The organism is Streptomyces sp. NPDC002623, assembly GCF_053592635.1.
Genome location: NZ_JBSFWB010000027.1, coordinates 1 through 20047, shown reverse-complemented (window position 1 = coordinate 20047; position 20047 = coordinate 1). Strand labels below are relative to the sequence as shown.

The following is a 20047-nucleotide window of genomic DNA, read 5'->3' as shown; positions in this document are numbered from 1 at the left end:
GCGTCACACCTTGCGGTAGGCGTACGCCTCCGCGGCCGCCGCCTCGACCGTGTCGAGGTCGGCGCCCGTCGCCGCCGTGACGACCGCGGCCACCGCGCCCTCGACGAACGGGGCGTCCACCAGACGGGCGGTGTCGGGCAGTTCGTCGCCCTCCGCGAGCAGCGCCTTGACCGTCAGGACGGCGCTGCCCAGATCCGCGAGCACCGCGACCCCGGCGCCCCGGTCCACCGAGGCGGCCGCGGCGCAGATCAGCTCGGCGCTCGTGCCCAGCCCGCCGCTCTGCGTACCGCCCGCCGCGGCGACCGGCACGGCCGGGCCGCCGCCCGTCAGCCCCCGCGCCAGCTCGGCGACGGCCGTGGCCACCGCCGCACTGTGCGAGACCAGCACGATCCCGACCAGCTTCTCGTCGCTCACCGGCACCTGACTCACGTCCCGTCGGCTTCGCCGAGCGCGGCGATCAGCAGCGCCGCCGAGGTCGCGCCCGGATCCTGGTGGCCGATGCTGCGCTCGCCGAGATAACTGGCCCGGCCCTTGCGGGCCTGCAGCGGCGTCGTGGCCTCGGCGCCCTGCTCGGCGGCGACCCGGGCGGCGCCGAAGCCGTCGGCGAGGGCGTCGACGGCCGGCACCAGCGCATCGATCATGGTCTTGTCGCCCGGCGCGGCGCCGCCGAGCTGCATCACGGCGTCCACGCCTGTGCGCAGCGCCTCGGCGAACTGCGCCTCGTCCACCGCGTCGGCGTCCCCGAGCGCCTTCCCGGTGCGGCGCAGCAGCGTGCCGTACAGCGGCCCCGAGGCCCCGCCGACCGTCGAGATCAGCGTGCGTCCCGTGAGCACCAGAACGGCGCCCGGCGTCCCGGGCGCCTCCTTCTCCAGCGCCACCGACACGGCGGCGAAGCCACGCCGGAGATTGCTGCCGTGATCGGCGTCCCCGATGGGCGAGTCGAGGGCGGTGAGCCGGTCCGCCTCACGGTCGACGGATGCTGCGGTCGCCGTCATCCAACGGCGGAAGAAGTCGGCGTCGAGCACTGGATCTCCTTGCCTGGTCGGGTCCGTCCGAGCGCCTGTCCCTGCGCCTGTCCCTGCCCTGCCCCCTGCCTCACACGCCCCAGCGGAGCCCGGCGGTCTTCACCGGCGCGTCCCACAGCCGCAGCAGCTCCTCGTCGATCTGGCACAGGGTCACCGAGGCGCCGGCCATGTCGAGGGACGTCACATAGTTGCCGACGAGCGTACGGGCGACGGTCACCCCGCGCTGCGTCAGCACCCGCTGCACCTCGGCGTTGAAGCCGTACAGCTCCAGCAGGGGCGTCGCGCCCATGCCGTTGACCAGCAGGAGCACGGGGTTGCGGGGCGTGAGGTCGTCCAGGATCGCCTGGACCGCGAAGTCGGCGATCTCCCCGGACGTCATCATCGCCCGCCGCTCCCGCCCCGGCTCCCCGTGGATGCCGACGCCCAGCTCCAGCTCCCCGGGCGGCAGGTCGAAGGTCGGGCTGCCCTTGGCCGGCGTCGTACAGGCGCTGAGCGCCACGCCGAAGCTGCGGGAGCTCTCGTTGACCTGCCGGGCCAGCGCCTCGACCCGCTCCAGCGGCTGCCCCTCCTCGGCCGCGGCCCCCGCGATCTTCTCCACGAACAGCGTGCCGCCCGTACCGCGCCGCCCGGCCGTGTAGAGGCTGTCGGTGACGGCGACGTCGTCGTCGACCAGGACCTTCGCGATCTGGATGCCCTCGTCCTCGGCCAGCTCGGCCGCCATGTCGAAGTTGAGCACGTCGCCCGTGTAGTTCTTCACGACGAACAGCACACCGGCCCCGCTGTCCACGGCCGCCGCGGCACGCAGCATCTGGTCGGGCACGGGCGAGGTGAACACCTCACCGGGACAGGCCGCGGAGAGCATCCCGGGTCCGACGAACCCCCCGTGCAACGGCTCGTGCCCGGACCCGCCGCCCGACACCAGCGCCACTTTCCCGGCCACCGGAGCGTCCCGCCGCACGATCACCCGGTTCTCGACGTCCACGATCAGCTCGGGATGCGCGGCCGCCATGCCGCGCAGCGCGTCGGCGACGACGGTCTCCGGAACGTTGATCAACATCTTCATCGGATACCTCCTGTGAGGCTAACAGATGGGCCCCTGGCCTCCATTTTTGCAGGTCAGGCTGGGTGAAGCCAGTCAGCGATCTTGGCGGTTCACGGCGGCATGGAGCGGGTTCTGCCGGTACCGATGCTGACCAGATGCTGACTTTTGTGACGGGTCGTCAGGTGGGCGCGGCGCGGGCATGGATCGGCCTTCGCCTCCCGCGTCCGGGCCAGGGATGCAGTGATCATCTGCGCGAATGCGAACGGTGACACCAGTGGTGGTCCTGCCGGAGGGGGAAGCGTGGAGGCGCTGCCTGTGGGACGGTTCACCAGAAGCGTGGAGGCGTTCATGGTGACCGTCGTAAACACTTCGCGTCTCAATCCCAGGCTCGGGCACGGTTCGCTTACATGCGGGTTCGGGAGTGGAGACCCCTGTTGTGGCCCGCTGAACAGAGCATCCCCGAAATCCCGGTCGGCCACCAGATGTGGGGCGGAGAGTCGGCGCGTTGGGCAGCTGCCGCCATGTCAGGGAACGTCCAGTGGCTGGATTGCTGCACGTCGAGGCCATGGAACAGCCGCAAATCATCCAGGGCTAGATGAGTATCGGCGAAATGGGCGCCCCCTGCGAGTCTGGGTGTTTCGTCAGTACTCGGCGCGCGGGAGGTTCATGGAAGCGTGATCCTTGCGCGGCACCGACGCGAACACGTCAGCTACGAATATCGCCAACGTCACCCGAGCACGGTTCACTTCATGTGCGTGCACACCTCGAACATGCCCCCGAACAGGGCCAAGAGGAAGATCTAACGGGTCCTACTGGTGGCCAGACCAACGAAGGTTGGTCTTTCTCGTGGTCCGGCGCGAGCCAAGGTGCCGTCGCTCTGGTTGTCACCATCGCCCGATGCTTGGCAAGGGCGCTGCCACCAGGGGCGGCGGTGTCATGGGCGGTCTGCCGAGGGCAGGCAGTCGCCGGAGGTGAAGAGCTGGGGCCATGCACTGTTGCCCTGGTAGGCGGCGGTGGCCCAGTGGGTATAGGTCCATCGCTTGTTGGTGTTGTACTCGGACAGCAGTCTCGGGCAGGTGATCTTGCTGACGACATCTTGGAAGTGGGTTTGCTGGGCGCGGCCGACGAGGGCGCCTGAGCCGTCCAACGCCCATACGTACATGACCCTTTCGACGGGGTCGAACCCGAGGGTGATGGCGTCGTTGCGGTCGAAGGGCTCCAGGCCGTGTCCCTCGGCGACGCGAGCGTTCCAGGCGGCTGCGATCGCCTTTACCGTGTCGGCGGCGATGCGGATCTCGTCCTTGTCGCTGCTGGGTATTCCGGCGGTGACGATGCCTTCGTCCGTACCCTGACGCCGTCCCGCGTCCTCGGTGTAGCAGCCGTCGGTGGCCTTGCCGAAGCCGAGGATGGTGGCCTCGTCCTGGCCGTCGTAGTCCTTCCAGTAGGCGGAGAACCGTCCGTACGGCCAGCTGGTCGGTGCGTCCTTGAGCCGGTGGGCCAGCACGATGCAGGAGGCCATCTCGCCTGCTCTGCGGAAGACCTCCTTGTAGTCGTCGGTCAGCGTGGAGATCGGCCCGCCGGTCACCATCACGGTCTGTGCCTGTCGGTTGAAGGTCACCGTGGGCGTCATGAAGGACATGTCCTTCGTGGCGAGCATGGCCGTCACCTGGTCGCGGATGGCGGCCTCAGTGTCCTGCTCCGCGGTGCCGGCGGCGTTCCGGCTGGCGCTCCACTCGCCGGGGATCGGTTGCGTCACGTCGTCGGCGCGGGTGAAAGCGGGATTGTCCACGTCGGCCAGCGGGGCGGTGGGGACCGGGACGGCGCGTGGGTCGGTTGCCGCCTGTCCGGTCACGCTGGTGCCAGGCACGGCGGAGGCTGTCTGGCCGGATGCGGTGCTGGAGTCGTCGGCGCCCGCGGCCGACGTCGAGCTGACAGCCGCGGAACCGCCGGTGGCTTGGCTTTCGTCGTGGCGGAAAGCCAGCGCGCCGCCCGCACCGGCGCCGACGATCGCTGCTGCGGCCAGGATGGCAACGACGACCCGACGCCGGGAGGATCTCCCGGAGGTGGAAGCAGGACCGGGCCACGGGAGGTCCTCCGGCGTGGGAACGGACCACTGCGCCGTGACCAATTCTCCGATCAGCGTGGGACTGATGCCCACATCTGTTGCAGCCTGGCCGTTGAGTACCTGGGTGGACTCGGCGGCAAGCAGCCGTGCGCAGGTTTCGGCCGCCTCGGTGGCGTCCGGCCGTTCGGCGGGTTCCTTGGACAGGGACCGTTCGAGGATCTCCTTCAGCGCCTCGGGTAAGCCGTCCAGATCCGGTCGGCCCGATGTGACGCGGTAGGCCACTGCTTCGGGCGCTCCGGTGCCGAAGGGAAGACGGCCCGTCGCCGCATAGGCGACAAGCGCTCCCCAGGTGAAGAGATCGCCCTCCGCCGCGGTGATGCCGCTGCGGTAGTGCTCGGGGCTGATCCAGCCCGGGGTGCCGGTCAGTACGCCGGTGCGGGTGACGCTCGTGCCGTCGGCGGCGTGCGCGATGCCGAAGTCCAGAACGCGGGGGCCTGCCGGGGTCAGCAGTACGTTCTCCGGTTTGACGTCCCGGTGCACGACGCCGGCGGCGTGGATCGAGGCCAGGGCCTGGGCGGTGCCGGTGGCGAAGGCATACAGGGTGCCGTTGGTCAGCGGGCCGTGGACGGTCAGGTGCTGGGCCAGGGTGGGGCCCGGGGCGTAGGCGGTCGCCAGCCAGGGGGCGTCGGCATCGGGGTCGGCTGCCAGGAGGGGCAGCAGGAAGGGACCCTGTACGCGGGCGGAGAGGCGGACCTCGCGCCGGAACCGGGCCCGGAACTCCGGATCGTCGGCCTGTACGGAGTGGATCACCTTCACCGCGACCCGTTCTCCGCCGTCGGTGAGCGCGGCGTACACGGTTCCCATGCCGCCCGCACCGAGCCGGCCCACTACACGGTAGGGGCCGACGCAGGAGGGGTCACCAGGGCGAGCGGGCTGGATCCGCTCGCCGGAACCAGCAGGACTCACAGACGGTCCGATCGTTCAGGGCGGCGAAGCATGTGAGGCTGGATGCTATCTGTCCGGTGTCTCGGCCAGTAGGGGCCTGTCCGTGGCGGCTATGGATGGATGACGCCGGACGATGAGGCGAAGTGGCTCAGGCTTTCGGGGTATTCGGGGTATGTCGAAGAGGACGAACAACGAGCGGTGCGGGACGCCGTCCTTGAGCTGGCAGGCACCCTCGCTATGTACACCGGTGAGGCCGACGCCGAACCAGCTGTGAAAGCCGGGCACTCGAAGCTGATCGCTGGATGCGCGACGGGCGCTCAAGGTTGTAGCGAGCCCGGGGGCGCCCGGCTCGTCGATGGAGCGCGAGCAGTACACGGCTTCATGCAAGGTACGCCGCGCAGCCTGTCGCAGAAGGCGGACGGCCGCCAGGAGGCTCGCTCAGCGGTCTCGGCGCGCCTGGCATGCACGCGGTAGCGTCCGCGTACGCGCGCGGCCCGGTCGGGCCTGGCCGGAGGGGGCAGAGGGGGAACGGTGGCACCGCGACCGGGTGGTGAGACGGACAAGTTCGGCAACCGCTACGAGGGAGCCTGGACAGTCAGACATGCCCTGTACGTACTACTGGGCTCAGGGACGTCGCTCTGCGTCGAGCCGGGCGGGCCGTTGGGCGAGGGGGTCGAGTTCGTCTACCGGCACGACCACGGGACGGAGGTGCACCAGGTCAAGCGGCAGAACCGCAACGCGAACAGCTGGAACGTGGCCTCCCTCCGCGACAAGGGAGTGTGGGAGAGCCTGCGCTCGCACGTCGAGGCAGGGCGGGCGTTTCATTTTGTCTCCCTGCTTCCTGCCCGTGCGCTCGACGAACTCGCCGACCGCGCCCGCCGCTCCGACGAGCTTGCCGCCTTCCAGTCCGAGTGGCTGACGGACGAACTGAGGGGTCCGTTCGACGCCCTCGCCTCAGCCGACATCTACGGTTCGGCCGCGACCGCCTGGCTGATGCTGAGAGGGCTCCGCGTGGAGTGGCACGACGAACGGGACCTCGTGCACACCAACGCCGTCCTGGCCGAACGGGTCCTGGCCGGAGCTCCGGGCCGTCTGTCGGCACTCGCCCTCGGCCAACTCCTCCTCGACAACCTGGGCTCTACGCTCGACGCTGCGGCCCTCACCGCACGGCTGGCTCCGTACGGACTGCGGGGTGTTGTGCGGGCCGACGTCGCCGCAGTGTCCGACGCGGTGAGCACTGTGACGTGCCGGTGGGCGGGGAGTGTCGAACGTACGCTGCTCAGGTCCACGATCCCCCGCGAGGAGGCCGCCGGCCTCGTGGCGGAGGTCGGTGACGGCACCCGACGGCTCATTCTGCTGACCGGTACCGCGGGCGGCGGGAAGAGCGCGGTGCTGCACCAGGCCTTCACCGCTCTCGACGAGGCGGCCACGCCGGTTCTCGCCTTCCGTCTCGACCGCCTGGAACCTTTCGGCTCGACCCACGAACTGGGGCAGCGCGTCGGCCTGCCCATGTCCCCGGTCGGTGCCCTCGGCGCCGTCGCGGACGGGCGTCCCTGCGTCCTCGTAGTGGATCAGCTCGATGCCGTCAGCATGGCGTCGGGACGCATCCCGGACACCTTCGACGCGGTGGCCGACCTGGTGGACGAGGCTGCGGCACATCCCGGCATGCGGGTGATCCTGGCCTGCCGCGCTTTCGACGCCGAGGCCGACGCCCGCATCCGTCGGCTCACCGCTCCGGACCGGTGCGCACGCGTCGAGGTCGGGCCACTCTCAGACGCCCAGGTCGACGCGGCCGTCACCAGCATCGGCCTGGACGTCTCCCGACTGGCCCAGCCGCAGCGAGCGTTACTGCGCTCACCGCTGCATCTCGTCCTCCTTGCCCAGGTGGCGGACAAGGAGGAGGCCCTCTGCTTCCACACCACCCGGCAGCTGTTCGACGCCTTCTGGGACACCAGACAGGCGGAGTGCGCCCGGCGCCGGCCCCCCGTGCGCTTCCACGACGCAGTCTCGGCCGTTGTAGCCGCCATGAGTGCGCGCCAGCGGCTGTCCGTGCCGTACAGCCTGCTCGACACGGACGACCTCGCACCCAGCCGGACGGTACTGGAGTCGGAACACGTCTGTGTGCGCGACGGCCGGCAACTGGCTTTCTTCCATGAGAGCTTCTTCGACTACGCCTTCGCCCGCGACTGGCTCCGGCGCGACGAGAGCCTGGTCGCCTTCCTCACCGGCGGGGAGCAGGAACTGTTCCGCCGCGGACAGCTTCGACAGGTGCTCGATCATCTTCGGGATCTCGACCCGGAACGGTTCGTCGAGGAGATCGAGGCGCTGCTGACCAGTTCGCATATTCGCTATCACCTCAAGGACTTGACCCTGGCCGTGCTGCGTGGGCTGGACGCTCCCACCGCTGTTGAGTGGGGTGCCATCGCACGTGTGCTGGACACGCGCCCGCCCTTCCGTGACCGCCTGTTCGACCTGGTCGGCCTACCTGCCTGGTTCCGTCGCGCGGACGACGAGGGAGTCGTCGAGAACTGGCTCGGCAGCGCCGACACACGAGAACAGGACCGGGCGGTAAGGCTGTTGGTGGCGGTCGCCGACGCCTTACCCGACCGGGTGGCCTGTCTCCTGGAGCCGCACACCGCGGACTTTCGGTACAGCGCCTGGCTGGCCCAGATCGTTCCCCACGCCCGCCTCGCCGACAGCCGGCCGCTCTTCGACCTACTACTCGACGGCGTGCGAGCGGGCCTCTTCAGCGGTGTCGAACACGCCCTCTGGGATCCGGCGGGCGACCTGGCGGCTGAAGAACCCGTCTGGGTGGTCGAGTTGCTGGGCGCACTGCTGGCGGAACGCCCAGACGCCCTCCGGCTGGACGATCGAGGCAGTGTGGCGGTGCTGCTGATCCGGGACCACGCGGCACTCCGGATGGTGACCGCCGCCGCTGTCGGCGCTCCGGAGGAGTTCTGTGTCCGGATGCTGCCGGTCCTGTTGGACGTCATGAGCCTGACCGCCTATTCGGCACGGACCGAACGGCCCGTCCGCGACCGCCACTTCTGGCACCGCCATCCCGGCGACGACCCCAGCGACCTGGGTGACGCCTTGTTGCAGGGCGCGGCCGAAGCCCTGCGAAGCACGGCGGGCCGGGACGCCTCGCGGACGCGTCAGCTTGTGGAACATCTGGCGAGCGAGCCGTACGAGGCAGCGCAGTGGCTGCTCTACCAGGCGCTGGCTGCAGCGGGACCCGCCCTTGCTCCGTGGTCCGCCGAGATCCTTCTCCAGGGCGGACACCGTCTGCTGTCCGGCTACGCAGAAAATGCCGTGTGGGGTGCCCGTGAGGTCCTCCGCGCCGTCGGCGGTGCCCTGCCCGACGACACCTTCGGGCTGCTTGAGGAGTCCCTGCTCCATCTGCGGCTTCCCCCGGACAGTGAACTCTCGCCCTGGCACGAGTTCACACTGCTGACGGCCCTTCCCGAAGTCCGGCTCTCCGAGCGGGCGACGCGTCGGCTCGGCGAACTCCGCCGGCTCCACGGAGATCGACAGGCGCCGGACGAACCGGAGGGGGGCACGGGCGGGTGGGTCGGACCGCCTATCCGGTCGGAAGCGGCCCAGCACATGAGCGACGACCAGTGGCTGAAGGCCATGAGGAAGCACAGCCGGGACCGAACCGACTGGGCGACCCATACCGGCGGGGCGCGCGAGCTGTCCCACGTGCTGCGGAGCATGACGGTGGCGGACCCCGGCCGGTTCGCGCGGCTCGCCCTGCGGATCGACGCTGGGACCCACCCGGCCTACGGTGCATCGCTGCTCCTCGGCCTCGGGGAGGCCGAGCAGTACGACGACCCGGAGACTGTCTTCGCGGCGGTGCGCCACTTCGCCGCCAGGGGCAGGCCGGCGCAGGACCGGTGGCTGGGGCATGCCCTGCGGAAGTACCTCGACCACGTGCCGCTCGACCTGGTGGAGGCGCTCCTGAGTCGCGCTCTCGATTCCGGTGAGCCGAGCGAGGCCGACGACCTGTCCGGCGCGCAGACATCCGGCGAGCACGGGAACGACGTGACGCGCGACCTGCTCACCGCCGGGATCAACACGGTACGGGGCAGTGCGGCCGAGATCCTGGGCGATGTGCTCGTCCACGACGCGGACGGGTCTCGCGCCGCTGTGGTCGTCCCTCACCTCGGCCGGCTGGCAGCCGACCCCTCCCTCGACGTCCGGGCCTGTGTGGCCCACGTGCTGCGTGCGGCGATCCGTCACGACCGTCCGGCGGCCGCTGACGCCTTCGCGGTGCTCGTCCAGGCCCCCGACCACTTGTTGGCGTCACCGTACGTGCCCCGCCTGGCCGTCGCCCTGATGCACGGAGACCCGGCGTCGGCCGGACCGCTGACGGAACGGATGCTGTGCTCCCCGGTGGTGTCGGTGCGCCGGGTCGGCGGGCGGGTCGCCGCGCTGGCAGCGATGGAGTGGGAGATGCCGGACCTGCTGGCGAAGGTACTCGCCGGCAACGACCCGGCGCAGCGGCAGGGAGCTGCAGACGTGTGCGCCCAGCGCCTGCTGAACACCGGTGACGCGGCGCTTGCCCACCACGCGCTCGTCCGGTTCTTCCACGACCCTGAGGAGGACGTGTGGGAGGCCGCTGCTGCGGTGGCTGCTGCTTTGCGCGGTCGACGTCTGAGGCCCTACCGGCGGACACTGACCGCATTGATCGACTCCCACGCCTTCGAGTCGGCCCTGCCGCAACTGCTGATCACGCTCGAACACGCCCCTGACCGGGTCGACGAACTGGTGTTGACGTGCGTGCAGCGCTTCGTCACGGTGTTCGGATCCGCCTCGGCCGACTTGGCCCGCGGTGCCGCGGCCGACGCCCGCCACATCGGTCGCCTGCTGGTTCGTGCCTACGTCCAGGCCACGTCTCCCGCGCGCCGGTCCGAGATCCTCGACCTCCTGGACCGGCTGCTGCTCCTCGGGTCCTACGGCGTGGCCAAGGCGATCAACGACTCCGACCGGCCCTGAACGCGACCGGACCTTCCCGGTTTCGCCCCACGTGAAGTACGAGGGGTGCTCCGGCTGTGCGCCTCCGCGCGCCCCGGCGTGTGTCCGGCGCACCGGCGGACCGGGCGGAAACGTTCGCCACTGCGGTGGTCGAGTGCTGTGCTGTGTAGATGATGCACGGCTCGAACCCCAACGGTCGCGCGGCCTTCCTCGACACGTTGTCACCTGAAGCACGCGCGGCCTTCACCCGGCTCGGTGCTCGACGCCGCTACGCCGTGGCAGACGTACTCATCCACGAGGGCGATCAGGCACAGGAGTTGGTGGTCCTCCACGAGGGCCTGGTGAAGGTGACCGCCCGGCTGGACGGTGACCGGGTGTCGCTCATGGACATCAGGATCGCCGGGGATGTCGTGGGCGAGGTGGCGGCTATGGGCGTCGGACCGCGATCGGCCACGGTCACTGCCTGTGGCGATGTGGTCGCCACTGTCGTCCCGAGACCTGAGCTGGAGGCATTCCTCCTCGCCCATCCCGAGATGTCTCTCTCGCTCATCGAGATGGTCTGCGGCCGACTGCGCCGATCCGACCGCTTGCGGCTCGAATTCCGCGGATACCCGGTCCCGGTCCGACTGGCGCGTGTCCTCGTCGAACTGGCTGCCACGTACGGGCAGCCCGAACGGAACTCGCTGCGCATCGACGTGAACTTGTCCCAGCCCGAGTTCGCCGCCCTCACCGGAGCCAGAACGCGCAGCGTGCACAAAGCACTTGCGGAGCTGCGGGACAAGGACATCATCACCACCGGCCTCCGGAAGACATACGTGCGGGACCTGGCCCGCCTGCGCAAGGCAGCCCGGCTGGGTGTCTCGGACATCTAGGGTCATGGCAAGTAAACCGCATTGATGCGGCTTACTTGGCTGGCCTTGCCCCTTCCTCTCACAGTTGGCGTGCACCGCACCCAACCCCTCTTGGAAGGTGGCGAGTTGTCGTGAAAGGGATCTCTTCTTGCCGGCCGCCTGACGGCCTGCCGCACCGCCGGCTGTGCCTGGCCGTGGACGTGGAGCAGTACAGCCGTCTCGACACCCGGACGCAGTCAGCCGTCCAGTCCGAGCTGGTCCGGTTGCTGGACGAGGCGGCGGCGCTGACCAGGCTGGACCGGGCAGCCTGGAAGCGTCAGCCGCAGGGCGATCTGGAGTTCGCCGTCCTCCCCGAGGCGACGCCGGAGGACGCCGTGCTGGGCCCGTTCGTCCACCACCTGGCGGTCCGCCTCGGAGACCGCAATGCCCGCCCGGCCGCCGAGCGGATCAGGCTGCGGATGGCCGTGGACACGGGCGTGGTCGCGGACGCCGCTCTCGGCCACGCCGGTCCGGCCCCGGTCGCCGTGGCGCGCTACGTCAACGCACCCCAGCTCCGGGCCGTACTCGCCACCCTCACCGCGGCGGATCTCGCGGTCATCGTGTCGGACCAGCTCTACCAGGATGTCGTGCGGTCCGGACGGCCGGACCTCGACCCCGCGCAGTACGCGCGGGCCCATGTACAGGTGAAGGAGTTCGGCGGCTACGGCTGGATCCGCGTGCCGGGCCACGCGCCGGACGACGTGCGGTCGGCCGTGGCACAGGAGCCGGAGCCGACACCGGAGCCCCCGTCGGACGGCGACGCCCCGAGCCGGGTGGCCCTGTCCCAGTACGTCCACCAGGGTGCCGCCGTCGGCCGGGACGTCGTCGGCGGTCTCACCGTCGGCCTGCCCGTGCCCCCTCCGCCGACTGGTCCCGGGCTCGCCAGGTGACGGCCCCCCACCAGACCCGGTCCTGGCGCGAGCGGGGCGACAGCCAGTGGGCGGACTACGGGGTGAATGTCGGCCATGCCGTGTACGGCGGCATTCACTTCCACCCGCCCGCCTCGCCTGCCGCACGGTCCCGGCTTCGGAACGGGACGGCGCAGTCGGCCCTGACCGACCTCGCACGTGCCTGCGAGCGAGTCGCCGCAGCACTGGCGCACCTCCGGCCCGATGAGGCCGGAAAGGAGAAGAGATGACATTGACCGGACCCGGGGGCGTTTTTGCCCGGATCGACCGGGGCGTCCTCGGAGCGCCGGGCGGCACGTGGCCGTCCCTCACGGTGCACGTCGGCTCCTGTCCGATCCTGCTTTCCCCGGAGGAGAGCAGGAGGGCGCTCTACGGATCGCGACGGGACGCGGTGCTGGGCGCGGCGGTCTGGCGACAGGCAGTCGCCCAGGCCCGGCGGGAGCCGCGCAATGGCGACGGCACCGGACGGCTGCTCGTGCTCTGGCTTGCCCTCCCCGGGCTGTACCGGAACCTGCACCGGATCCTGCGCCTCTGGCGGATCGACCGGGCGGATCTGGAGTCGGAGGCCGTGCTGGCCGTGCTCGCCGCCCTCGACACGGCGGACCCGGACGGCCCGGACACGGGCGGCCGCCTGATCAAGGAGGCGGTGAATCAGATGTGGGCCTATGCGAAGAGCGTGACCCGCGAGGTCCCCGTCGTCGACGTCGGCGCCTTTGCCGAGGCCCGCAACGCCACTGCCTCCCTGGAGGAACGGCCCCTCCCGCCCGAGGGATGGGAACTGCACATCACGCCCCCGCCTCGCCGCGAGGGTCTGTACGCCACGCTCCGCTTCGCCGAGCCATGCTCCCGGCAAGGCGGCCGGCGCACCGGTACCCGCCTGCACGACCTGGTGTTCCGGGCCCGCCGCCACGAGGAGGCCGACCTCATCGGCACGTTGGTCCTGCGCCCCGCGGGAGCCCGGCGATGAGCGGGCGGTCCGGACCACCGCTCGGCTTCGCGGAAGCCTTCGACCTGCCCCTGAGCGTCGATCTGCGCACAGCCGCCCGCGCCTTCGGTATCTGCCCCGCGACGGCGTACAAGCTGATCCGACTCGGCGCATTCCCGTGCCCCGTGCTGCGGGTCGGCGGACGCTACCGCATACCCACCGCATATCTGCTGCGCACCCTCGGCATCGAGGAGCGTCCGGTGTACGCCGTCCCCCTGGAGGACGACGCCCCGCCCGCAGCCCGGCCCGACGACATCCGCCCCCACGCATCGGAGGTTCCCGCATGATCACGTCACAGACGCTCCGACAGGAGTCCGACCAGCCTCGGAGGTGCTTCGTCGTCGGCCCCATCGGCGACCCGCACGCCGCGCACGGCAGCCCCGAGCGTGAGGCGTACGAGCACCACCTCGGCATCTTCGAGCAGGTGATCGCCCCCGCCTGCGAGAAGTACGGGATCACCGCCGTGCGCGCGGACGGCATCGCGCACGCCGGTGACATCAACGAGCAGATCTGTCGGCACGTCGTCGAGTCCGACCTGGTCGTCGCGGACGTCAGCGGTGGCAACCCCAACGTGATGTACGAGCTGGGGCTGCGGCACATCACCGGCAAGCCGACGATCCACATCGGGGAGGCCGGGCAGCTGCCCTTCGACATCGCTTCGATCAGGACCATCCGCTACCAGCGGACGCGCAGTCATCTGGCGGGAGCGTGCAAGGAGATCGAGAGCGCTCTGGAGGCCGGGCTCCGCGACGGCTTCGAGCTCCTCACACCGGCACGGGTACTGCGCGGACTCCAGACCGGTGACGGACCGGCCTCCGCCTCAGAGGTCAGCGACGGGGAGAACGGGGAGGACATGGATTTGCCCGGTCTGCTCGACGACTTCGCTGTGATCGAGGACGGGCTGGACGAGACGACCGCCGACATGGAGGCGATCACGAAGACGATCGAGACGATCGCAGTCCTGACCGAGCGCTCCGCCACCGAGATGCTCGAACTGACCCAGGCCGACGCTCCCGCGAGCGCGCGGCTCGCCGCCATCGCCCGGTACGCGGAGACGATCAGCGCACCGGCGGGCGAACTGAACATCATCGCCGCCGCGTTCGGGGAGCGGATGGTGAAGCTTGACAGTGGGGTGCGGGCCGTGCTGGGGCTCATCGAGATGACGCCACCCGACGAGCGAGGCGAGGGAGCGGTGGCGTTCCTGGAGCAGCTGATGTCGCTGGATGAGGCCGCGCGGGACAGCCTGGCACAGATCGGCTCCTTCGGCGCGTCGGCGGGCGCCATGGTCCGGGTGAGCCGGCACCTCCGCAAGCCGGTGAAGGAGATCTCCTCGGCGGTGACCCAACTGACCGCCGCCATCACGAGAATGGGGGAGTGGTCGGCCAAGGCCCGCGCATTGGCTCGCAGTGACAACGCATGACACTGCTTCGCAGGGACCCGGACCTCCTCAGAGGCCCGGGTCCTGTGTCCGCAGCAGATGGTGTCGTCCAAGGCGGTGCCGGTGCATCTCTGTGGCCGTCAGGGATGATGGTGACGCCCCTGTGCGCTGCGGAATCTCACGGAGGCAGCTTCCTTGTGGCAGTCAAGTTCTTGCTGATCGATGGTTCGACGGTGCTGGCGACCGTTCTGGGCACCATGACTGTTGCGACCTTCACCATCGGCGCGCTCCTCGCGCTCAGTCGACGCCCGCAGGACACCGAGGACGCCGTCGCGCCACCCGTTCCCGAGGCCGCCTGATCACCTCTCCAGGATCCGCAGCGAGAAATCGATCGCCCGGTCCACCCGGTCGCGGTCACCGGACACGAGAAGGTCGAGCTGGAGCCCCCGCACCTGGGCGAGCATGAGCGTGGCCACGGCGGAAGCATCCTCTGCCGGCCAGCCGTCCTGGACGAGCCGTTCGGCGAGGACGTCGAGCCAGCCGCTGATGATCGACTGGGCCAGGTCCCGGTCACCCTCGGGTTTCCAGCCGTGGTGACCGACCAGCTCGAACAGGAGCAGGAACTGGCGTTGTTCCTGGGGCTCGCACAGGCGTCGCCACACAGCCCTCACCAGCTCGGCCGTCGAGCCCGCTGCACGGAACTCTTTGTCGGAGTTCATCAGGTCCGCCAGGTCGGTACGGATCTTCTCCAGGACGCTCATGATCAGCTCGTCCTTCGACGAGAAGTGCCGCAGGAGCGTCGCGTGGGTCACGCCCAGCGCCTGGGCCACCGGACGCAGGGACAGGTCGGTGACCCCGTGGGCCAGGACGTACTCGGTCGCCGCGGCCAGGAGCTCCGGCCGCCGGTGCTGGAAACGGAGCGTCCGTCCGTCGACCCGTTTGTCGGTCATCGCCACCAGTCCTCACTGCGCGTTACGGTGAAGTTAAGCGTACCAGTCGGTTGTCCTAACCGATTGGTACTGCTAGTTTTCCGCGTATCGGGCCTGCAATCCACCCATGTCAGCGATCTCTGCCCGCCCGTATCGGCGCCTCTTGCAACGGCGCGAGAGCTCCCGTGAACCGGGTTGGCGGCTCCCCTCCCCACTCGGTGCTGATTTCCCTTCTCCTCATCGAAAGAAGGACGACGATGACCGATCAGATGTCCCGGAACCTGGGCGAGTTCGGACTGTTTACCGGCGCGCCGCAACACGAGAACTTCTGCCGGATGAACGAACTGGTGGATACACGTGAGATGGCCGCATCGTCAGAGCCCTGCAGCTGGCCGCAGAGGGCCCCGATCGCCCTGCCCGAGACGTTCGAGTACGAGGGCACCTCCCGCTCGGGCGAGGAGTTCATGGTCGATACCGACACGGCGGCGCTGCTCGTGCTGATCGACGGTACCGTCCGCTACGAGCGTTACGCCCTTACCGGCGGACCGGACATCCCGTGGCTGTCCATGTCGGTGGGCAAGAGCTTCATCTCGGCGCTCGTCGGCATCGCGATCGCCGAAGGTCACATCGCGAGCATCGAGGAACCGATCAGCACCTACGTGCCGGTGCAGCCCGGATCCGCGTACGACGGCGTCTCCATCAAAAACGTCCTGAGGATGTCGTCCGGCGCCCGCTGGAACGAGGACTACAACGACCCGAACTCGGACATCTTCCTCCTCACCATGGCCACTGTCGGCATCGGCAGCACCCTCAACGAATTCGTCGCCGGCATGGTGCGCGAGACCGCGCCGGGCACAATCTGCCGCTACAACTCCGGTGAGACACAGATCCTGGGCGCCCTGCTGGCCTCGGCCACCGGCCGCACTGTGGCCGACTACATGCAGGAGAAGCTGTGCGAGCCCCTCGGCATGCAGTCCCCCGGCTACTGGGCGCTCGACCCCGCAGGCACGGAGGTGGCCTACGCCGGGCTCAACCTCACCGCACGCGACTACGCCAAGCTCGGAGAGCTGTACCGCAACGACGGTGTATGGCAGGGCGAGCAGCTGGTCCCGGCGCAATGGGTGCGTGACTCGGTGACTGTGGCCGCCCCGCACCTGGAGGCAGGCAAGCCGATCGTCGGCGGACACCACTTCCAGATGGGCTACGGCTACCAGTGGTGGCTGCCTGACGGTGACCGCGGCGAGTTCAGCGCGATCGGCGTCTACAACCAGTTCGTCTACGTCGACCCCACGGTCGGCACCACCATCGTCAAGCTCTCCGCCAACCGCAGGTACGGAACCTCCACGGAGGAATCCACCAACCGCGAGATGGAAACCATTGCCTTCCTGCGGGCGATCGCCCAGCACGGCAGTTGAGTCGTTCCTCATGTCTCGCAACCCCGGGGAAAGAAGCGCCATGACCCACGCCACTGCATCCACCGACCGTACTGGTACGTCCGGGCCGGTCACGCACCCCCTGTCGCTCCTCACCGCCGAGGAGATCGACACCGCGCGCCTGGCCGCCGAGCGCGCCGGGCTGACGACGGACACCACGCGTTTCGTGTACGTCGGACTGGAAGAGGCCGCCAAGCCCGAGATCCTCGCTCACCGCGACGGCGACGCCGTACGCCGCAGGGTGAACATGATCCTGCTGGACCGGACGACTGGTGTCGGCACCGTCGCCACCGCCGACGTCACCTCCGGCGAGACCGGCGAGACCGGCGAGATCGTCGAGTCCAGGACGCTGGACTCGGTGGCGGAGGGCCAAGCGCCCATCCTCGACGAGGAGTTCGACGACATCGAGGCCATGCTGCTCGGCAGCGGGGAGTGGCGCGAGGCGATGGGCAAGCGGGGCCTGGACCCGGAGAAGGTCCGCGCCGTCCCGCTGTCCGCGGGCAACTTCGGCCTGGAAGACGAGAAGGGCCGGCGGGTCTGCCGCGTGCTGGCGTTCTATCAGCTCGACGCGACCGACCTGCCGTGGGCCCATCCCATCGACGGCGTGTGCGCCTACGTCGACCTGACCGCACGCGAGGTCTTCAAGGTCGTCGACAACGCCGACCTGGCCGTGCCGATGGAGCGCGGCGAGTGGGACGCCGCACCGCACGCCTCACCCGAGCGGACTGACCTCAGGGCGCTGGAGATCACCCAGCCGGACGGCCCGAGCTTCACCGTCGACGGCAACCTGATCACCTGGGCGGACTGGTCCTTCCGCTTCACCTTCGACGTCCGCGAGGGGCTCGTCCTGCACCAGCTCGGATTCAAGGACGGCGGCGAGGTCCGGCCCGTCGTGCACCGGGCCTCGATCCCCGAGATGGTCGTCCCCTACGGCGACCCGTCCCCGTCCCGCTACTGGATCAACTACTTCGACCAGGGCGAGTACATGTTCGGCCGCTACACCAACTCCCTGGAGCTGGGCTGCGACTGCCTGGGCGAGATCACCTACTTCGACGCCACCATCAGCGACGAGAAGGGCCGCCCTCGCGTCCTCAGGAACGCGATCTGCCTGCACGAAGAGGACTACGGCGTGCTGTGGAAGCACACCGACATGTTCAACGGCATGGCGGAGACCCGGCGTTCGCGCCGCCTGGTCATCTCCTTCTTCCTCACCATCGGCAACTACGACTACGGCTTCTACTGGTCCCTGTACCTCGACGGGACCGTGGAACTGCAGGCCAAGGCGACGGGCATCGTCTTCACCTCCGCCTACACCGGCCCCGAGGGCTTCTCCACCCAGCTGGCCCCGGGCCTGGGCGCTCCCTTCCACCAGCACCTGTTCTGCGCCCGCCTCGACATGGCCGTCGACGGGACCCGTCAGGCCGTCGACGAGGTCGACGCCGTACGGCTCCCGGTCAGCGACACCAACCCGCACGGCAGCGGCTTCCGCCAGGCCCGCACCCGTCTCACCTCCGAAGCCGATGCGCGCCGCGAGGCGGACAACCTGCGCTCCCGCACCTGGCTGGTCAGCAACCCCGACAGGCAGAACCGCCTCGGGGAGGACGTGGCCTACGCCCTGTTCCCGGAAGGGCAGCCGACCCTGCTGGCCGACCCGTCCAGCGTGATCGCCCAGCGCGGTGCCTTCGCCACCCAACACCTGTGGGTCACGCAGTACGACCCGGCACAGAAGTGGCCGGCCGGCGAGGTCGTCAACCAGAGCACCGGCGACGACGGCGTGGCGGCCTTCGGTTCCGGCGACCGCCCGCTGGACGGCGAGGACGTGGTCCTGTGGCACACCTTCGGCCTCACCCACTTCCCGCGCCCCGAGGACTGGCCGGTCATGCCCGTCGACTACACCGGCTTCAAGCTCAAGCCGGTCGGCTTCTTCGACCGCAACCCCGCACTCGACGCCCCGCGCGGCACGACCTCCCACTGCCACGGGTCGTGAGGCGATGACGGCCACCACAGGACGCCGGACCACGTGCCGTGCAACCACCGCCTTCGGAATCTTCCGGCGAGCGACCGCAAGCGTCGCCGTGATCTCCGCCCTGGTCCACGCGGCCATGCTGCGTCAGCACACCTACATGTCCGCCGTCGCCCTGCTGCTCGCCCTGGGGTGTCTCGGCTGTGCGGCCATGCTGTGGCGGTCGTCGGGGCCGCACGAGTGGCTGATCATGATGCTGCTCAATGCCGCGATGCTGACGGTCCACGTCCTGTGGTGGTCGCCCGAGTCCGCGCCGGACCGGATGAGCCATATGAACCATCTTCCACACCAGGGCGACGACCTGACGCTGATGCACGCGGCCCTCGCCCTAGCCGTGGCGGAGCTCTTCGCAGCAGTGGTCGGTCTCTTCTCAGAACTCGCACCGGACTGGCAGACCGAGAGCACTCGCCGAGGATGAGGCGTCCAGTCGGCATGACGGGATCACCCCCGCTTCGGATTCCGCATGCGCGTGACGCTGAGCGCCGCATGAACCAGCAGCACGCATGAGCCCTCAGACAGGGAAAGTGGCATGGCAACCGACTACGACACCCCACGCACCAACGACAGCGTCAGTTCCGACAGCATCGAGGAGTTCAAGAACCGGCGCAACGCCGCCCCCGCTGTCTCCGGCGTCGACCTCGACGAGTTCGAGGTTGCCGAAGGTCTGGAGCTGCCCGGCGCCGACCTCTCCGGCGAGGAGCTGGTCGTCCGGGTGCTGCCGCAGCTGGAGGACGAATTCATCTGCGCGACTTGCTTCCTGGTGTGCCACCGCAGTCAGTTGGCCGGTGGAAGCGGCACGACGTCAATCTGCCGCGACTGCGACTACACCTGACGTCGCGGCGACCACCGCCCCGGTACCTTCCACCGATCCCCGTCAGAGAGCCAGAAGAACGCGTGCTGCACTCACGAGCGCGCTCGTCCTGAAGCCCGGTCGGAAACGGGACCGTCGGCAACGCCCCAATCGCGCGCCGGACTCCATGACCTGGCGAGCGAGCAGTCCCCCGGTCCCCCGGCCCGCTCGCCCCTCTTCAGCCGTCGACGTGCTTGCGCCAAAAGGCCTGGGGACAGGTGCGGTTCCCACCCAGAGGCAGACGCCGTGCCGACCGGGCGCGATCGTGCGCCCCGAGGGCTGCAAGTGGCTCAACTACGAGGGCGAGGGCGAGGTCGCCATCGCCATCGTCATCTGCAAGAGCGCGCGGAACATCTCACCGGAGGAGGCGGGGGAGTACATCGCCGGCTACACCATCGCCAACGACTACGGCCTGCACGACTTCCGCGACACCGACGCCGGCTCCATGCTCCGGGTCAAGGGCTCCGACACCCTGTGCCCGCTCGGCCCCGGACTGGTCACTGACTGGGACTTCCACGGCAAGCGGCTGCGGACCTACGTCAACGGCGAGGTCGTGCAGGACGGCTCGACCGACGAGATGAAGTGGGACATGCACTA

At 69.6% G+C, this 20047-nt stretch carries 16 protein-coding genes and 1 pseudogene; 12 read left to right on the top strand and 5 right to left on the bottom strand.

Annotated elements, in window-relative coordinates:
* Nucleotides 1-3 precede the first annotated feature (3 nt).
* From ACWD4O_RS35900 to ACWD4O_RS35885, 4 genes are all read right to left on the bottom strand, one after another.
* Entirely contained in the window at nt 4-414 is a 411-nt protein-coding gene (locus ACWD4O_RS35900; RefSeq protein ID WP_451286476.1) for a PTS-dependent dihydroxyacetone kinase phosphotransferase subunit DhaM, read from the bottom strand.
* An 11-nt stretch (nt 415-425) separates the two neighbouring features.
* Nucleotides 426-1025 carry a dihydroxyacetone kinase subunit DhaL gene (gene dhaL / locus ACWD4O_RS35895; protein ID WP_450949888.1) on the bottom strand — a complete coding sequence of 200 codons (600 nt, stop codon included), beginning with the start codon at nt 1023-1025 and terminating at the stop codon, nt 426-428.
* Between the two features lie 70 nt (nt 1026-1095).
* Nucleotides 1096-2088, bottom strand: coding sequence for a dihydroxyacetone kinase subunit DhaK (dhaK, locus tag ACWD4O_RS35890; RefSeq protein ID WP_398424870.1), 993 nt, complete (start codon nt 2086-2088; stop codon nt 1096-1098).
* A gap of 913 nt (nt 2089-3001) precedes the next feature.
* Nucleotides 3002-4996, bottom strand: a complete 1995-nt coding sequence (locus tag ACWD4O_RS35885; RefSeq protein ID WP_451286473.1) for a serine/threonine-protein kinase — start codon at nt 4994-4996, stop codon at nt 3002-3004.
* Nucleotides 4997-5608: 612 nt separating this feature from the next.
* Here ACWD4O_RS35885 and ACWD4O_RS35880 point away from each other — a divergent pair.
* The 7 genes from ACWD4O_RS35880 to ACWD4O_RS35850 all read left to right on the top strand — a co-directional run bounded on the left by ACWD4O_RS35880 (nt 5609) and on the right by ACWD4O_RS35850 (nt 14574).
* A complete protein-coding gene (locus tag ACWD4O_RS35880; protein WP_451286472.1) occupies nt 5609-10075 on the top strand; it encodes a hypothetical protein in 4467 nt (1488 codons plus the stop codon).
* A gap of 149 nt (nt 10076-10224) precedes the next feature.
* Nucleotides 10225-10926: a Crp/Fnr family transcriptional regulator gene (locus tag ACWD4O_RS35875; protein ID WP_451286470.1), complete on the top strand. Its 702-nt coding sequence runs from the start codon at nt 10225-10227 to the stop codon at nt 10924-10926.
* A gap of 110 nt (nt 10927-11036) precedes the next feature.
* Nucleotides 11037-11834 carry a hypothetical protein gene (locus ACWD4O_RS35870; protein ID WP_451286468.1) on the top strand — a complete coding sequence of 266 codons (798 nt, stop codon included), beginning with the start codon at nt 11037-11039 and terminating at the stop codon, nt 11832-11834.
* 244 nt (nt 11835-12078) lie between these two features.
* A complete protein-coding gene (locus ACWD4O_RS35865; RefSeq protein WP_451286467.1) occupies nt 12079-12819 on the top strand; it encodes a hypothetical protein in 741 nt (246 codons plus the stop codon).
* Nucleotides 12816-13124 (top strand): helix-turn-helix domain-containing protein, encoded by a 309-nt coding sequence (locus ACWD4O_RS35860; RefSeq protein WP_451286465.1) that lies wholly within the window; start codon nt 12816-12818, stop codon nt 13122-13124. Before ACWD4O_RS35865 ends, ACWD4O_RS35860 begins: the two co-directional genes overlap by 4 nt.
* Nucleotides 13121-14257 carry a hypothetical protein gene (locus tag ACWD4O_RS35855; protein ID WP_451286463.1) on the top strand — a complete coding sequence of 379 codons (1137 nt, stop codon included), beginning with the start codon at nt 13121-13123 and terminating at the stop codon, nt 14255-14257. The genes ACWD4O_RS35860 and ACWD4O_RS35855 overlap by 4 nt, the downstream gene beginning before the upstream one ends.
* Before the next feature lie 155 nt (nt 14258-14412).
* Nucleotides 14413-14574: a hypothetical protein gene (locus ACWD4O_RS35850; protein ID WP_451286461.1), complete on the top strand. Its 162-nt coding sequence runs from the start codon at nt 14413-14415 to the stop codon at nt 14572-14574.
* On the opposite strand, the gene ACWD4O_RS35845 is transcribed toward ACWD4O_RS35850, so the two are convergent.
* The gene (locus ACWD4O_RS35845) at nt 14575-15165 is read right to left on the bottom strand and encodes a TetR/AcrR family transcriptional regulator (protein ID WP_451286459.1); all 591 of its coding nucleotides are present in this window, start codon (nt 15163-15165) and stop codon (nt 14575-14577) included.
* Nucleotides 15166-15401: 236 nt separating this feature from the next.
* Between ACWD4O_RS35845 and ACWD4O_RS35840 the strand changes: the two genes are divergently transcribed.
* The 5 genes and pseudogenes from ACWD4O_RS35840 to ACWD4O_RS35820 form a co-directional block, all read left to right on the top strand.
* Nucleotides 15402-16559, top strand: a complete 1158-nt coding sequence (locus tag ACWD4O_RS35840) for a serine hydrolase domain-containing protein (RefSeq protein WP_451286457.1) — start codon at nt 15402-15404, stop codon at nt 16557-16559.
* 40 nt (nt 16560-16599) lie between these two features.
* Nucleotides 16600-18564 carry a primary-amine oxidase gene (locus tag ACWD4O_RS35835; RefSeq protein WP_451286455.1) on the top strand — a complete coding sequence of 655 codons (1965 nt, stop codon included), beginning with the start codon at nt 16600-16602 and terminating at the stop codon, nt 18562-18564.
* Nucleotides 18565-18652: 88 nt separating this feature from the next.
* Nucleotides 18653-19018: a hypothetical protein gene (locus ACWD4O_RS35830; protein WP_451286453.1), complete on the top strand. Its 366-nt coding sequence runs from the start codon at nt 18653-18655 to the stop codon at nt 19016-19018.
* 111 nt (nt 19019-19129) lie between these two features.
* The gene (locus ACWD4O_RS35825; RefSeq protein ID WP_451286452.1) at nt 19130-19432 is read left to right on the top strand and encodes a DUF4193 domain-containing protein; all 303 of its coding nucleotides are present in this window, start codon (nt 19130-19132) and stop codon (nt 19430-19432) included.
* 223 nt (nt 19433-19655) lie between these two features.
* Nucleotides 19656-20047, top strand: a pseudogene (locus ACWD4O_RS35820) (fumarylacetoacetate hydrolase family protein); the annotation flags it as partial.

Bases quoted from the DNA above. Each gene is read 5' to 3' on its own strand.
- dhaK (WP_398424870.1), bottom strand. From the start codon at position 2,088: ATGAAGATGTTGATCAACGTTCCGGAGACCGTCGTCGCCGACGCGCTG.
- ACWD4O_RS35885 (WP_451286473.1), bottom strand. From the start codon at position 4,996: ATGGGAACCGTGTACGCCGCGCTCACCGACGGCGGAGAACGGGTCGCG.
- ACWD4O_RS35875 (WP_451286470.1), top strand. From the start codon at position 10,225: ATGATGCACGGCTCGAACCCCAACGGTCGCGCGGCCTTCCTCGACACG.
- ACWD4O_RS35865 (WP_451286467.1), top strand. From the start codon at position 12,079: ATGACATTGACCGGACCCGGGGGCGTTTTTGCCCGGATCGACCGGGGC.
- ACWD4O_RS35860 (WP_451286465.1), top strand. From the start codon at position 12,816: ATGAGCGGGCGGTCCGGACCACCGCTCGGCTTCGCGGAAGCCTTCGAC.
- ACWD4O_RS35855 (WP_451286463.1), top strand. From the start codon at position 13,121: ATGATCACGTCACAGACGCTCCGACAGGAGTCCGACCAGCCTCGGAGG.
- ACWD4O_RS35845 (WP_451286459.1), bottom strand. From the start codon at position 15,165: ATGACCGACAAACGGGTCGACGGACGGACGCTCCGTTTCCAGCACCGG.
- ACWD4O_RS35840 (WP_451286457.1), top strand. From the start codon at position 15,402: ATGACCGATCAGATGTCCCGGAACCTGGGCGAGTTCGGACTGTTTACC.
- ACWD4O_RS35835 (WP_451286455.1), top strand. From the start codon at position 16,600: ATGACCCACGCCACTGCATCCACCGACCGTACTGGTACGTCCGGGCCG.
- ACWD4O_RS35825 (WP_451286452.1), top strand. From the start codon at position 19,130: ATGGCAACCGACTACGACACCCCACGCACCAACGACAGCGTCAGTTCC.